9 protein-coding genes are annotated in these 13,426 nt (G+C 61.9%); 3 read left to right on the forward strand and 6 right to left on the reverse strand.

What is annotated here, in order from left to right:
- Positions 1-45: 45 nt before the first annotated feature.
- A complete protein-coding gene (phoU, locus tag ACYQ6J_RS12635; protein ID WP_460184539.1) occupies positions 46-711 on the forward strand; it encodes a phosphate signaling complex protein PhoU in 666 nt (221 codons plus the stop codon).
- A 52-nt stretch (positions 712-763) separates the two neighbouring features.
- On the opposite strand, the gene ACYQ6J_RS12640 is transcribed toward phoU, so the two are convergent.
- Positions 764-2,923 carry a glycoside hydrolase family 2 protein gene (locus ACYQ6J_RS12640; RefSeq protein ID WP_460184540.1) on the reverse strand — a complete coding sequence of 720 codons (2,160 nt, stop codon included), beginning with the start codon at positions 2,921-2,923 and terminating at the stop codon, positions 764-766.
- Between the two features lie 252 nt (positions 2,924-3,175).
- Between ACYQ6J_RS12640 and ACYQ6J_RS12645 the strand changes: the two genes are divergently transcribed.
- The gene (locus tag ACYQ6J_RS12645; RefSeq protein ID WP_460184541.1) at positions 3,176-4,222 is read left to right on the forward strand and encodes a hypothetical protein; all 1,047 of its coding nucleotides are present in this window, start codon (positions 3,176-3,178) and stop codon (positions 4,220-4,222) included.
- Positions 4,223-4,260: 38 nt separating this feature from the next.
- Here ACYQ6J_RS12645 and ACYQ6J_RS12650 read toward each other — a convergent pair whose 3' ends face one another.
- From ACYQ6J_RS12650 to ACYQ6J_RS12670, 5 genes are all read right to left on the reverse strand, one after another.
- Positions 4,261-6,504: a BatA domain-containing protein gene (locus ACYQ6J_RS12650; protein ID WP_460184542.1), complete on the reverse strand. Its 2,244-nt coding sequence runs from the start codon at positions 6,502-6,504 to the stop codon at positions 4,261-4,263.
- Positions 6,501-7,400, reverse strand: coding sequence for a DUF58 domain-containing protein (locus ACYQ6J_RS12655; RefSeq protein WP_460184543.1), 900 nt, complete (start codon positions 7,398-7,400; stop codon positions 6,501-6,503). The genes ACYQ6J_RS12650 and ACYQ6J_RS12655 overlap by 4 nt, the downstream gene beginning before the upstream one ends.
- Positions 7,397-9,643, reverse strand: coding sequence for a glutamine amidotransferase (locus ACYQ6J_RS12660; protein ID WP_460184544.1), 2,247 nt, complete (start codon positions 9,641-9,643; stop codon positions 7,397-7,399). The genes ACYQ6J_RS12655 and ACYQ6J_RS12660 overlap by 4 nt, the downstream gene beginning before the upstream one ends.
- Positions 9,644-9,813: 170 nt before the next feature.
- Positions 9,814-10,524, reverse strand: a complete 711-nt coding sequence (locus ACYQ6J_RS12665; RefSeq protein WP_460184545.1) for a hypothetical protein — start codon at positions 10,522-10,524, stop codon at positions 9,814-9,816.
- A gap of 417 nt (positions 10,525-10,941) precedes the next feature.
- Positions 10,942-11,511 (reverse strand): hypothetical protein, encoded by a 570-nt coding sequence (locus tag ACYQ6J_RS12670; protein ID WP_460184546.1) that lies wholly within the window; start codon positions 11,509-11,511, stop codon positions 10,942-10,944.
- Between the two features lie 508 nt (positions 11,512-12,019).
- On the opposite strand from ACYQ6J_RS12670, the gene ribB reads away from it, so the two are divergent.
- Positions 12,020-13,231, forward strand: a complete 1,212-nt coding sequence (gene ribB, locus ACYQ6J_RS12675) for a 3,4-dihydroxy-2-butanone-4-phosphate synthase (RefSeq protein WP_460184547.1) — start codon at positions 12,020-12,022, stop codon at positions 13,229-13,231.
- The last annotated feature ends 195 nt before the right edge of the window (positions 13,232-13,426 follow it).

Genomic DNA, 13,426 nt, shown 5'->3' on the forward strand with positions numbered 1-13,426 from the left:
CAACGGAACACCATTCTCGGCTCACGGATGCAAGGAAATCGTGCCATGTCCATCCACATGCATCGAGAAATCGATCAGCTCAAAGCCTCCCTTTTGGAGTTGTGCGGCGTCGTTCAAGAGCAGTTGGCCGACGCCGTTCGCGCGGTGCTCGACCGGGACCCCAATTTGGCCGATCAGGTCGAACAACGGGATCCTTTGGTTGATCGCAAAGAGATCGAGATCGAGGAAGCGGCGCTCAAGCTGCTGGCCCTCTACCAACCGGTGGCGCTGGACCTCCGTTTCGTCATCGCGTTCATCAAAATCAACAACGATTTGGAACGCATCGGCGACTTGGCCGTCAACATCGCCCGCAAGGCCCGCAACTTGGCCCAATTCGAGCCGATTCGGCTTCCCATCGACGTGGACGCGATGTGGCAGAACGTCAAAGGCATGATTCGCGACAGCGTGGACAGCCTGGTGCAAACCAACGCCGAGCTGGCCTCGGATGTGTGCCGCCGAGACGAGATCGTCGATGCGCAGAAACGCGATTTTCGAATCACGATCGAAAAAATGATCGCGGCGCAACCGGAGGCCGTGCAACCGTTGCTCCAGTATCTCGCCGTTTCGCGCAATCTTGAACGGGCCGCCGACCACGCCACGAACATCGCGGAAGACGTCATCTACTTGGTCGAGGGACGGATACCGCGTCACCAAGCCGCCGGAAAGCTGTGACGCGCCTAAGAGGTACCCGCGCTGCGTGCGTCTTCGTCCGCGCCGCCGCCGGTCATTCTCCCTGATCCGATACTGTGAAAAGGCGATAACTCCGCGCCGGCGTTTCGCCGTCGGCCAAGGTCACTGCGGAGATTTCATACGTGCCGGGCGTCCCGCAATCGGGAACGTCGCAGTTGACGGATTCCGCGCCGCATGGGGGCACCGAAACGTTTCGCCGCTCCTCGTGGATCACCCGTCCGTCGCAACTCCACTGCAAGCGCAAATCGACGTCGGCGGGACGGTCACGGTCGTTGATCACCACGATTCGCAGGCGATCGGTCGGTGCCGCCGTCTCCTCCCAGAAATCGACGACCGCCAAGACGGGCGCGAACGCATCGCCGACGAATCGCTGGAAGTACGGGTCCAGGATCAGTCGCTGCAAGTCGATGAAGTGATCGCTGGTTTGGCCGTCCGGACGGGAATACCCCAAGCCGCAAAAGTGCATCACCCCGGCAGTTTGGCGGCGACTCCGCCAAAACTCCGTCATCATGGCGAGGTATCGGGCATATAAGCGACGTCGCTCCTCCGCGGTGTTGCGATCGCCCAAGAAACCCTCGTAATTCGCACGCGAGAGTGTGCAGGGATTGCCCTCGCGCGTCAGCCAAAGCCATCCGTATTCGTTGATGATAATGGGATTGTCGCCCTCGTTCTTCAGCGGGTTGCCGGATAATCCGCCCGGCACGTTCGGTTTGCCGGGCAACTCGCCGAATCGTCGAATGCGGAACTCGCTGGGACGGTCCTTGCTGTAGAACGGGTAAGGGTGGCACTCGAACACGTCGAGCGGGTCCTGCGGGCGTCCCCAACCGTTGTCCCACGGGCGACGGGATCGATCGAGATCGCGGACCCGGCGAATCGCTTCGCCGGTCTCTTCGGTGGTCGATTCGTTCTGCGCATCCCAAATGACGACGCTGGGATGGTTCCAACGATGACGCATCCACTCGCGGTACTGTTCGACTAATGCGTCCGCCTTCAGTTCCGCCGGCCATTGACCCAGGTACCAAATCGGAAACTCGTCCTGAATCAGGATACCTTCTTCGTCGGCGATGTCGTACCAAAAGTCCGGCGGGAATCCGATGCAATAGCGAGCGGAGTTCCAGTGCATGCGTCGAAACAATCGGTGGAGATTCCGAACCCAAGTTTCGTCCCAAGGAAGACCGCCCCTGGCCACGTCCTCGAAAAACCGCAGGATGGTAACGTTGGTGCCGCGCAAGGGATAAGGCTTGCCGTTGAGCAGTGCCATCTTCGTTTGGGGATCGAACCGGAATTCGCGCATCCCGAAGCGCGTGCGAAAGTCGTCGCCCGCCGTCGTCACGCGCAAACCGTAAAGGTGCGGATCTTCCGGCGACCACAGGCGGCAATTCGGGATGGTCAAGACGGCCTCGATGACCCGCTTCTCGCCCTCCGCCAAGGTCATTTCACCAAGATTCGCGGTCACGATGTCTTGCTGCGTGCCCAGATCGTAGATGCCGACCTTCACCGGAGAACCGACGGTCGGACCGGCATTGGCCAACTCGATGACGGCGCGAACGGTTTGAGCGGCAATGTCCGGCACGATCTGCACGTTTTCCACATAGGGGTTGCCGGTTTCCAAAAGCTCGACCGAATCATAGATGCCGGGGATGTAGCGAACCTTCTCGAAGTCCCAACCGTCGGGAAGGCCCTTGGGCACGTTTTCGCGATGGGCGCCCACTCGGATGAGGAGTTCATTCTCCGCCCAGTTGCCGCGGAGAAAGCGCGTAATATCGACGACGAACGGAGTGAAGCAACCGGCGTGCTCGCCGACTTCTTGGCCGTTCACAAATACCGCCGTGGTGAACATGGCCTTGCGAATGCGTAGACGCACGATGGGAGGCGCGGGGCCGAGTTCGCCGAAGATGCGACGATACCAGAAAAAGCGGCGATGCTCCGAGCTTTTTTCGGTCCCGACCTCGGCAAAGGCCGGGCTTGCCATGTCCGCCAATCCCGGCACGGGGACCCGCGCGGTGAATTCGCTCGGCGGCATTTCGTCAGAGCTTTCGGCGATTTCCCACTCGCCGTCCAGACTGGTTTCGGAGCGGCGGATCGTCTCTGCCGTCTCGGCCGAGGCTTGCCGACACTGGGTCGCCACGCACGGCATTAGCCCTGCCCAACAACCCAGCCAAATACCCCAAAGCCTGATGGACGGTGCTCTCATGGCGATCGACTCCCGAGACGCATTTCAGCGGAGACGGTAAGCGTTACACGAAGAACGAGCGTCATCGCACACTTGCGTTTGTTCGGCGGCGCAGGGCGTCGGGCGATGCAGGACACGGACCGCAACCGCCGCCATCCTTGACCGCTGCGGCGGTTTTGTCAAGATAGGTGCTGTCAAGTGTTCGCGTTGTCGCTTGCATCAACCCTCGCCGCTGCGCCGGGCGAATTCACTCAAGCAAAAAAGGAGGTCCGCATGATGGGATCCAATCGCCAAGTATGGGTCGCGCTGGCCGCGTTGGCGGCGACACTGGGGAGCAGCGGCACGCTTCCCAGTCGAGGCGCCGAAACCGCCGCGATTCAAGTAACCGAGGACGATCAGGCCATCCAAATCGTCACGCCTCATCTGGAATTGACCATCAAGAAGGAAGGCTACGTCAGCGGGATCGCGGGAGGCTCGTTCGTGGATCGGGCCACCGGGTTTCGCGACTTGGGCTTCGGTCTCGATATCGCCGACTTTCTTTTGGAACCCGGTTCCGACGAGACTTACCGCGATCAATTGCCCGCGGAGTTGCGATACGATTTCAACAACCTCTATCACGGCAAGCGGGCCAAACGCTTGGTGGAAGGACCGCAGATTTGCACGCAAGCGAAACGTCTCTCGCCGAAAGTGGTGCGGGGTGAGAATTTCGTGGCCATCGGTCAGACTTTCACCTACCACTTGGCGGCCCCCGAGCGGCGGACCGGCTCGCAATGGACCCAATGGATCGTGGTCCCGGGCGATCGTCGCTACGTGTTTACCATGGACCGCGTCGACTGCGTCAACGAAAGCCCGGCCTTGGCATTGCGGATCGACATGCCGGGCCATATCCGGCACAGGGAAGGCGACGGCTTCGATCTGGTCTATCTGTCTTATCGCGGGTTCTTCCCCTCCGCCCTATTCCGCGAGGATTTCCCCCCGGACGAGAAGTTCGACTACGTTCGCGGGCGAGATCCGCTGCCCGACCGCTTCATCCGCGCCTATCGTCCGCTGGACGCGTCGGGACGTCCGGGACCTTGGTTGGCGGGCATGACGCTGGATCCGGCGGTCGTCTCCGAGGCATGGTGTCACCAGCGGGGTTACGTGTGCATGATCGAAGAGATCGGCGGTCGCAGCGTCGCCCCGGGCGATTCCTTCAGCGCAGCCTTCATTGTGGGCTGGTTCGACAACGTCGGCCAAATGCTGCAAGTGTACGATACCTACCACGGAGCGCGAGCGATCGAAGTGGACGAGACCGCCCGAACGTGGCGATTGATCCCTTAAACCGCGGATGCACGAACGCTGGGCGGCGAGCGGGGGCTTCAGAAAGGGGACAACCGCCGTGTGGGACGATACGCCGTGAGAACTTTGGGCCCGGTTTCCTCTTTGGGGCTGAACCAATTGGAGACGAACGTCTCGAAGATCAGGCCGATCAGCACCGCACCCAAGAACCATTCCGACAGGCTCCGTCCCTGCCGCAGCAACGCGAACGTTCCGCTCAGGTCTTCGGGATTCTCGGCGAAGATCACCGGCGTCCCCTCCAGCAGCTTTTCCAAATCCTCCCGCGAGACCGCGGCGGGATCGGCCTCATCGGCATCGCAATTAACGGCGAAGGCCGTTTGGCTGGGCCGCACCGATTCCAAAAGGCGGAACACGTAAACGCCGACCTGGTGCGTGTCGTCGTAACGGAACTCTTTGGTACCGCCCGTCTTCTCGCTCACTTGTACGCGACTGAGCGCACCGCTGGGCGGTAGGACCTCGACGGCGGTGGGCGGTATGCGACCTTCGAACGGCAGCACGATCACGCCGCCCGCATCCGCGTTGTACCGCGCCGGTTCACCGCCCGCCAAATGGAACGTCAGCCGCGCGATCAGGGGAACGAAAATCGGACGCAAGGGGAGGTTCGTCCAGTCCACGTGGACGTTGGTGGCGAGGAACAGCGTGCTGCCGTCACCCACCTGCCGCTCCATCAGCCAGGGATCGCCGTCGCCGTCGAATCGGCCGATGACCGTGACGTCGGGGACGCTCGCCGCATCCGCCTTGACGTACTTGTACGCCAGGACCGAACGATACAGCGACGGTGGATCCACCAGATGCGTCGCGGCGGGATACTGCTTATCCAGGGATGCCACGTACCAACTGTCTCGTTCCTGCGAAGGATCCGGGGATGCGACGCCCGACAGGGGAGCGGGCAGCAAGCGTCCGCCCGCCGCCGCATTCATGGCGTTATAAGCATCCGCGTCGACGGCGGGACCGGCGATCCAGACCAGATGCCCGCCGTGCTCCACGTAATCCGCCAAGCGTTGGGCTACGGCGGCATCCAAGGCCGGAACATTGACCAGGTAGATGACGCGGTAGTTCGACGCCGGTTCCGTCGCCAAGTCCGCCGCCGATAGGACGGTCGTCTTGATCGCCCAATCCTCCTCGTCCAAGGGCTGAAGCGCTCGTTCCAAATAGAACGAATCGTTCAGATAGGCGATCTCGTGCCTTTCTCCGCACACGACCGCCACGGGGATGCCCGCCCCCACCTCGATCGTGAAGAATCGCCGATCGTCGCGCGGATTGCCGTCTTCACCGGCCAGTCGCACCTCGCCTTGATGCAGACCGCCCCTGGGCACCGTAAACACGATCTCGACGGTGGCGGACGTTTCCGGCGGGATGTTCAATTCCGGGCTGGAACCGATCTTGGTCCCGTCCAGGTACAGTTCCAACAACCGCTGCTGGGCCACCGACGAGGCGTTGAAGACCTCGGCCACCGCTTTCATGGGAATCCCCGCCACGGGGATCACGGTCTGAATTTCCACGCGGCGCACCGCGACGTTCGGCTTGGGCGTGCGCCGGCAATCGACGATGATGATCGGGATCTCACGTTCCTTGCGGACGGTTTCCGGGTCCGCGTCGGCGACCGCGCCTGCATCCGCCTTTTCGTCGGCTTGCTTCAAACCCTGCCACGCGGCGGCCTGATTGTCCGTAATGACGAAAATCTGACGGTTCGCGGCGGTGGCGGCTGCCAGTTGCCGCCGGGCCTCTTCCACCAGCGTCCCCACGTCGCCCCGTTCGTACGTGGCGCCCGCCTGACCGACCTGCGCCAACAGTTGCCGCACCTTGTCGTGCCCGTCGTCGAAGACTCCCAACTCCGGGTAGCGGACGCCGGAGGTGGTCCACAAGGCGACTTGATCGCCGTCTCCCAATTCATCCAAAATCTGCTCGGCGGCGCCCACCGCCCACTCGAAACGCGGACGCCCTTCGTCGATGGTCGCCATGCTGGCGGAGTTGTCGAGGATGAGGGCAACCGCCGCGTCCGCCCCGCCGAAGAAGTTCCGCAGTTTGCTCACGGTCGGGCGGGCCAGTCCCACGGCGATCAGGATCAACACCGCCATCCGAAGCAGCATCAACAAAATGTCATGCAGTTGCCGGCGACGCCGCGTCTTTTGCACGCTGATGCGCAGAAACCGCAGCGTGCTGAACGGTAACTGCTTGGCACGGCGGCGGTTGATCATGTGCAGGATCGGCGGAATGACCGCCGCCAACGCCGCCAAGAGGAATGCCGCTGCGCCGAACGTCATAACTGGTTACGCTTCGTCAAGTATCGGGAAAGCATGAAGTCGTAGGGGACCGAGGTATCCGTCATCACGTAGTCGATCCCGCTCTCGGTGCAGGCCATGCGGAATTGCGACAGGAACTCGGCCAGCAATCGCTTGTATTCGTCGCGGACGTAAAGCGGGTCCACCTCCAATCGCTCGTCGGTTTCCAGATCCTCGAAGACGGTCAGATCGTCGAAGGGGAACTCCACCTCCGCCCGGTCCAGCACTTGGAACACGATGACCTCGTGCTTGCGGTGGCGGAAATGGTGCAGCGCCCGAATGATCGGATCGACTTCATCGTACAAATCGCTGATGAGTACGATCAGACAGCGTTTCTTGAAGCGATTGGCCAGTTTATGCAAAACGTCCGAAAGCCGCGTGACCTTGCCGGGCCGCAAAGCCTCCAATTGCCGCATCATTTCGTTGAAGTGCCGGGGGGAACTCCGCGGCGGCATATCCAAGCGGACCGCATCGTCGAAGACCGTCAGCCCGACCGAGTCCTGCTGCCGCGTCATGAGATAGGCCAGGATGGCGGTCAGATAGCAACCATACTCCAACTTGCTGATTTTCGCGTCGTGGCGATAGCTCATGGACCCGCTGGCGTCCAGCAGGACCTGAACCCGCATGTTCGTCTCTTCCTCGTATTGTTTGACGTAAAGCCGCTCGGTCCGAGCGAGCATTTTGTAGTCTAAATGACGAGGATCGTCGCCCGGCGTGTACTCGCGGTGCTCCGCGAATTCCACGCTGAATCCTTTGTAGGGACTGGCGTGCAAACCGCTGATGAAGCCTTCCACCACGCCCCGGGCCACGACCTGGAGGTTCTTGACCCGCGCGAGGGCCGACGGTTCGACGTAGCGATAGCTGCTCTTTCCGGTCATCGCATCTGAAACCTTCGGCGGAGGAACCATTCGGTCGTCACCGCGACCGCGAACAAGAGCCAAAACAACAGCGGCGAGAAGAGCGGTTGCTCCAAATAGATTCGCTTCTTGCGCTCCGCCCGATTCAGTTGCTCCATGAGGCTGTCGGCGGCGCTGATGTGCAGGTACCGACCGCCGGTATCCGCCGCGATTCCGCTCAGGGTTTGCTCGTCGAGGTCGAGTTTTTCGAATTCCAGGTAAGGTCGTCCCACTTCGATCACGAGCTTTTCCGCGGCCAGTTTTTGCCCCTCCAGTTCCGCCGCGACTTCGATTTCGAGCGTCCCGTTAAGCGTGGGTTCGTAGGAGGCGCCGTAGTGCCCGCCCGGTCCGGGGAGGCTCGTCAGCGTCACCCGCTCGGCGGCGCCCGACTTCGCCCGAATCACCGCCTCCACCTTGGCCTTGTCGGTACCTTCTCCTCGTTGGTCCCGCACCACGGCGGCCAACTGGACGACCTCGTCCGGTTCGTAATAGGCCTTGTCGGTATTGGCCGTAACGCCCGCCTTCGCTTCAACGTCCTGCTCGCGTCCCGCCGCCCAGCGCACCAGTTGTCCCCAAAGTTGCAGGAAGGGCGACTGTTGATCCAGCACCCGCGGTCCTTGCTGCCATTTGCGCGTGGTATCCACGGGAAAGACGACGCTGCGACCGCGATCGACCGGCATCACGGCTAAGACCGGCATGCGGTCGGGGGTGACGGGGCAGACCGCCAGGACCGAAGCCCCCGGACGAGCGCCGAGAACTTTCGTGCATCCGTCCAACTCCGGTAGGCCGGCGATCTTAGGCCCGCCCGTCGCCGTCGGAAAAAACTCCGTGATGTTGGCGAAAATCGGGTGCTGCCTCCCCTCGGCGGTGAGTTCCGGGAGGAATGGGTCGGTCACCTGGCCGACGTCGCGATCTCCCAATTCGACGGGCAAGACGGCGGCCAAGGGCGTCGCGGCGTATCCGCCCGGCCCCAAGGCCCGATATCCCCCCAACATGATCAACCCGGCACCGTTCCGCACACGCTCGATCACGGCCTCTTGCTGAGCCGAAGTCAGGTAGCTGCTGTCCAAGTCCCCGATAATGAACACGTCGAACTGCGCAAGCGAATCCGCATCGGAGGGAATGCCCGAAAACTCCAACCCCTCGATATTCGTTCGCTTGACGAAAACGTTTCGCCGCGTCTGCACCATGGCGTAGAACTCGAGGTCCGGATCCTTGGACAAAAACCGGTCGACCAAGGCCCCGTATTCGGCCCGCAGCGTGCCCTCCAAGTAAAGGATGCGGATGCCCGGTTGAACGACGATGGCGGGCGCGGAACGAACGTTGTTTTCCTCGATCTTTTCTTCGCCGACCGGCGGAATCTTGACCGCGTACACATGCCGCCCCTTGACGGTCGGACGAAACTCGAATGTCAGGTCTTGCGGTCCGGGTTGATCGTCGAGCACCACTTCCTGCGAGGCGATCGCCTGATCATCTTCGTACAGCGTGACGGTGACGACTCGGCCCGCCAATCCGACGGCCTCCACCGAAGCCTTGATCCTGCCCAGGTTGTTGACGAGGAATCGCTCCGGACAATCCAGTGCCGTCACTTGAATGTCGCGATAGGAGGCGCTGCTGCGAAGCCCCGCGCCGACTCCCACGGAAAACACCCGGGTCTGCATCTTGGACGATACCTCGCGCGGACTCCGTGCCGCGTTGTGGATGCCGTCCGAAAACAGGAAGATCGCTTCCAATTCGGATTTGGGAGCGGCCTTGACGGCGGCCACCAAGGCTCGCGACAGCGATGTCGCCTGCCCCTCCGGTCGATATTGACCGATTTCCGCGATCGAGGCGACGGGAAACGCCCGCTCCGCGAACGGTATCAGCAGCAGGTCGAAGTCGGTCCGCAGCTTTTCGCTCCAGTCCAAGATGCGGCTTCGCGCCTGCTCGAAGCGCGTGATCCCGCTCGTATCGTCGGCGATGTTCATCGAGGCCGAGCAGTCCAGCAAAAAGACCAGAGACGGGCGCTGCGTCTTATCCCGGTAAAAGCGGACCACCGGTCGAAAAAGGAGTAGCACCACCAAGACGACGGCGACCAGTCGGAGGGCAAGCAGCGTCCGCCATTGGCTGGGGCGGAGTTGCCCGAACTTGAGGTAATAGAACACCGTCACCAGTACCGCCGCGACGAGCAGGACCAGCAGCATGGTGAGCGGGCTTGCGCCTCGAGCTAGGGAAATCTCCGCCACGAGCGTCTCGTTGCCTCTTCTCCGCGACGATGAATCGAATGTCGTAATCGCCTGTTCCGGTTGACGGCGGACCGCACGCGACCGCCGCCGATGCAATATCCGTCCTCTCCGCCGACCGACCGGTCGACGGCATCACCTCAAGCGGCGGTGAGGGACTCGTTCCAAAGCCTTCACTTCTTGGGCGACGGCACGTAGGGCCGTGCCGCGGCCTTTCTCTTCCCTTCCGCCAGGGCTTCCTCGCCCAATCGAATCCGCTTGACGTATACCAAAGATTTCAGGTCTTCGCCCACCTCGCCCTTTTCTCGCTTGTGCAACAGAAATCTCAGCGGTTCGGCATAACGACCGGAACCGCCGCCCGATCGCGAGTCGCCGCCCACTTCAGGCTCGATGTAGATGACTTCCGCCAAAGGCCCTTCGATCTTGCGACCGTCGCCGAGCGTCACCGTGTGGGTGTACTCCCGGGCCGGATAACTCCTGCCCGTATATTCCTTCTCGTCCTTGGCCAACTCGCGGAATCGCCACTCTTTTTCCATCCATTCTTTTAGCACGGTGCATTCGATTTCCTGGATGCGATTCAGCGGAATCTCGCGTTGTCGTTTCAATTCTCCGTCATAGACCTTGACTCGTTTATCCCGAGTCATGTAGAGCCTACCCGCCACGACCTGCCCGTTCGATAGCTCGATGTACCCCGGCACCGCGTCCTCTCGCGTTTGAACGGTCGGCCCAAAGGGATTGAGGGCGGGCGGTTCTTCCGCAGTTACCCCGAGTGCCCCGATCAACGCCGCCGGCATCGCCGCCAGAAACACCGCCGACACCAAGGAACATCGCAACGTTCCCAAGGTATACGACGACAAGCAACGCTTGACAACGCCCGGTCTCATCGAACGACTCCTACCATCATGCACCACCTGCGCTAAAGGGGGCGACGACGTGACCCGACGAAAAGCGTCGCGTCCCTTATCCCCCAATATAACTCCCCGCGGTGCTCCGGTGAAATTCCGTGCCGTCCCAAAGAGTCGGGCCGAGACGGCGGCATTACCGACGGCGACAAGAAGCGCTGCCGCTCAGAGAGATGTCGCTCTGGGAAAGCAACGCGAGCGTTCGCGGTTGGCGCATTGTGAACGGTATTGCCACGACACTTACGCCGCCGCTAGCCGGAGAATCACCGACAAAGGCGGTCGCCCAGGCGGGAGTCTGGACCGTCAAGCCGAGGAACTTGCCCTGCACCGAGAGCAGGCCCGCCCGAGGGTTGGTTCAGCGATCCCAAGAATCGACTCAACCGCCGAGTCGTTGCCCGTTCACCGCCGCGCGGCGGTCGCGACCGGTGCGCTGGAGGCTTCGGCATACCGCTGTCCGCGTTCTACGGATGAACGGAGAGCGGCACCCGTTGGACCAGCGGCAGGCACCGCGTGTTGCGAGATCGACTGCCGACAGTGCGGACAAGGCGCCGGACGGGGGACCGATTCCACGGACTCCGGCACATCCGAAAGAACAGGGCGAGCATATGCCGCTCCGCCGCCCGTCCAGTTACCGTAATCGTCGCAAGCCTCGCAGTTGGCAGGCTCTCCGCCCCAGTCGCCCCAATAGCGCGGCCCGCAATCTCCACACGAGGGGCCGATGCCCAGGATTCGAAACACGCCCGACAGCAGGCCGGGTCGCTCGACGACCACGCCGTCCGAGCACGCGCCACACCGTCCGACCCCGCAACTTCCGCCCGCGCACCCGCCCGGGCCCACGAACGGAGCATCGGCACGGTACGGTCCCGGCACGGCACAGCAGCCCGCGCCGCACAGAAACACGATTCCGGCGTAAACGGGAATCATTTCCCGAAGACCAAGCCCGGCCGAGATATGCAGTCGAGATTTCATGACCGATTCTCTTCCTCTTGTGGGCAACCGCGGACCGAAAGCAAGCGGCGTACAGGCCACTCCGTCCGGCGATCTCTCTCTATGCTCGTAAGAGCTTTATCGGCCATTCAATCGATAAAATCGGAATATTTTCGCCATTCCGAACAATTTCCATGCATCTCGCCGGCCTGAAGACACGCCGCTCGGTCTGCGAGATTCGCGAAACCGTCCCCGACACGGCAGGGAACTCTCGGCGCGGCGGCAGGCGGTTCGGCACCCGCGCGCAAGTCGAGCGCCGGCCTCCCGGGTGAACTCCGCCGTAATCCAAACGTAAAAATAAGAGAAATCGTCAATTACGAACGATCCGCCCTTTCGCGACGTTGGAACACCCGAAATGTCCCTGCCTGAATCGGAATCAAATCCAACGCGGCGGTTTGCGCCGACTTGTCGTTTCGACTACAATAATGGGGAGTTGAGGCCGTCCTGCGTCGCGAAGGTCGGACCCTCGACCCTGAATCCGAGGTCCGGTATGGGCGATGAATTCTCCACGATCGAAGCGGCCATCGACGCGATTCGGCGCGGCGAGGTCGTGATTGTCCTCGACGACGAGAATCGCGAAAACGAGGGAGACTTCATCTGCGCGGCCGAAAAGACCACGCCCGAGATCGTTAATTTCATGATCACCGTGGGCCGTGGTCTGCTCTGCACGGCGGTCTTGCCGGAGGTCTCGGAGCGACTCGACCTCCCCTTGATGGTCCGCAACAACACCTCCCCCTTGGGGACGGCTTTCACGGTCCCGGTCGATCACCGTTCGTCGAAGACCGGCATTACCGCAGCGGAGCGGGCGCGCACCATCCAGGCGCTGGTAGATCCCGATTGCAAGCCGGGCGATCTGGTTCGTCCCGGCCATGTCTATCCGCTGGTGGCCAAAGAGGGGGGGGTGCTGCGTCGAGCCGGTCACACCGAAGCGGCAGTCGATCTGGCCCGTTTGGCCGGTTTGAAACCCGCGGGAACGCTCTGCGAAATCCTCAACGCCTCCGGAGATCGGGCTACCGCCGCCGAATTGATCGAACTTGCCCGAAAGTATCACCTCGAGATCATCACCGTTGCGGATCTGATTCGCTATCGCCGCCGCCGCGAAAAGCTGGTGTACCGCCTTGCCGAGGCTCAGCTTCCGACGCGATACGGACAAGGCCGGATCATCGTCTACGGGGTCAAGTACGAATCGCAGGAACCGATCGCGGTCGTTTTGGGAGAACCCCCTTCGCAAGGCGTGCCGTTGGTGCGACTGCATTCGTCGTGCTTTACCGGCGATTTGATTGCGTCGCTCCGTTGCGATTGCGGCGACCAACTCCACCTGGCGATGGACGCGATGGCCCGCGAAGGCGGCGGCGTGCTCGTCTACCTGCCGCAAGAGGGGCGCGGGATCGGCCTGGCGGAGAAGATCAAGGCCTATCACCTGCAAGATCAAGGGATGGATACCGTCGAGGCCAATTTGGCCCTGGGACATCAGGCCGACAGTCGCGATTACGGCATCGGCATTCAGATCCTCAAAGACCTCGGCCTGAGCCGCATTCGTCTACTCACCAACAACCCGAAGAAGACGGACGCCTTCATCTACGGCGGCTATGACCTGGAGGTCGTGGACCAGGTGCCGATCCTGGCTCCCGTCAACGAGTTCAACGCGAGGTACCTGGCGACCAAGCGTGAAAAGATGGGCCACCTCTTGCCGGACCTGTAGCCCGCGTTGCCTGGGCCACCCTAATTACCTATACCACCTCGTCCGGCCTTTGCGCGCTCCGCAACGGCGCAAGTGCACCCTCCAAAATAAACAGCACCGGTGCTCCGTTTCGGTCGTACCGGCCAGGCCGAACCGGCCCTGTAAGTCGCCAATCCAGGCCGCGTGTGTGGCGGTAAACCGCGTGGGCCGAAACTT

The organism is Thermopirellula anaerolimosa (assembly GCF_054657335.1).

Excerpts from the sequence above, each read along its gene's own strand:
- ACYQ6J_RS12665 (WP_460184545.1), bottom strand. The coding sequence starts at position 10,524 with ATGAGACCGGGCGTTGTCAAGCGTTGCTTGTCGTCGTATACCTTGGGA.
- phoU (WP_460184539.1), top strand. The coding sequence starts at position 46 with ATGTCCATCCACATGCATCGAGAAATCGATCAGCTCAAAGCCTCCCTT.
- ribB (WP_460184547.1), top strand. The coding sequence starts at position 12,020 with ATGGGCGATGAATTCTCCACGATCGAAGCGGCCATCGACGCGATTCGG.
- ACYQ6J_RS12655 (WP_460184543.1), bottom strand. The coding sequence starts at position 7,400 with ATGACCGGAAAGAGCAGCTATCGCTACGTCGAACCGTCGGCCCTCGCG.
- ACYQ6J_RS12670 (WP_460184546.1), bottom strand. The coding sequence starts at position 11,511 with ATGAAATCTCGACTGCATATCTCGGCCGGGCTTGGTCTTCGGGAAATG.
- ACYQ6J_RS12650 (WP_460184542.1), bottom strand. The coding sequence starts at position 6,504 with ATGACGTTCGGCGCAGCGGCATTCCTCTTGGCGGCGTTGGCGGCGGTC.
- ACYQ6J_RS12640 (WP_460184540.1), bottom strand. The coding sequence starts at position 2,923 with ATGAGAGCACCGTCCATCAGGCTTTGGGGTATTTGGCTGGGTTGTTGG.
- ACYQ6J_RS12645 (WP_460184541.1), top strand. The coding sequence starts at position 3,176 with ATGATGGGATCCAATCGCCAAGTATGGGTCGCGCTGGCCGCGTTGGCG.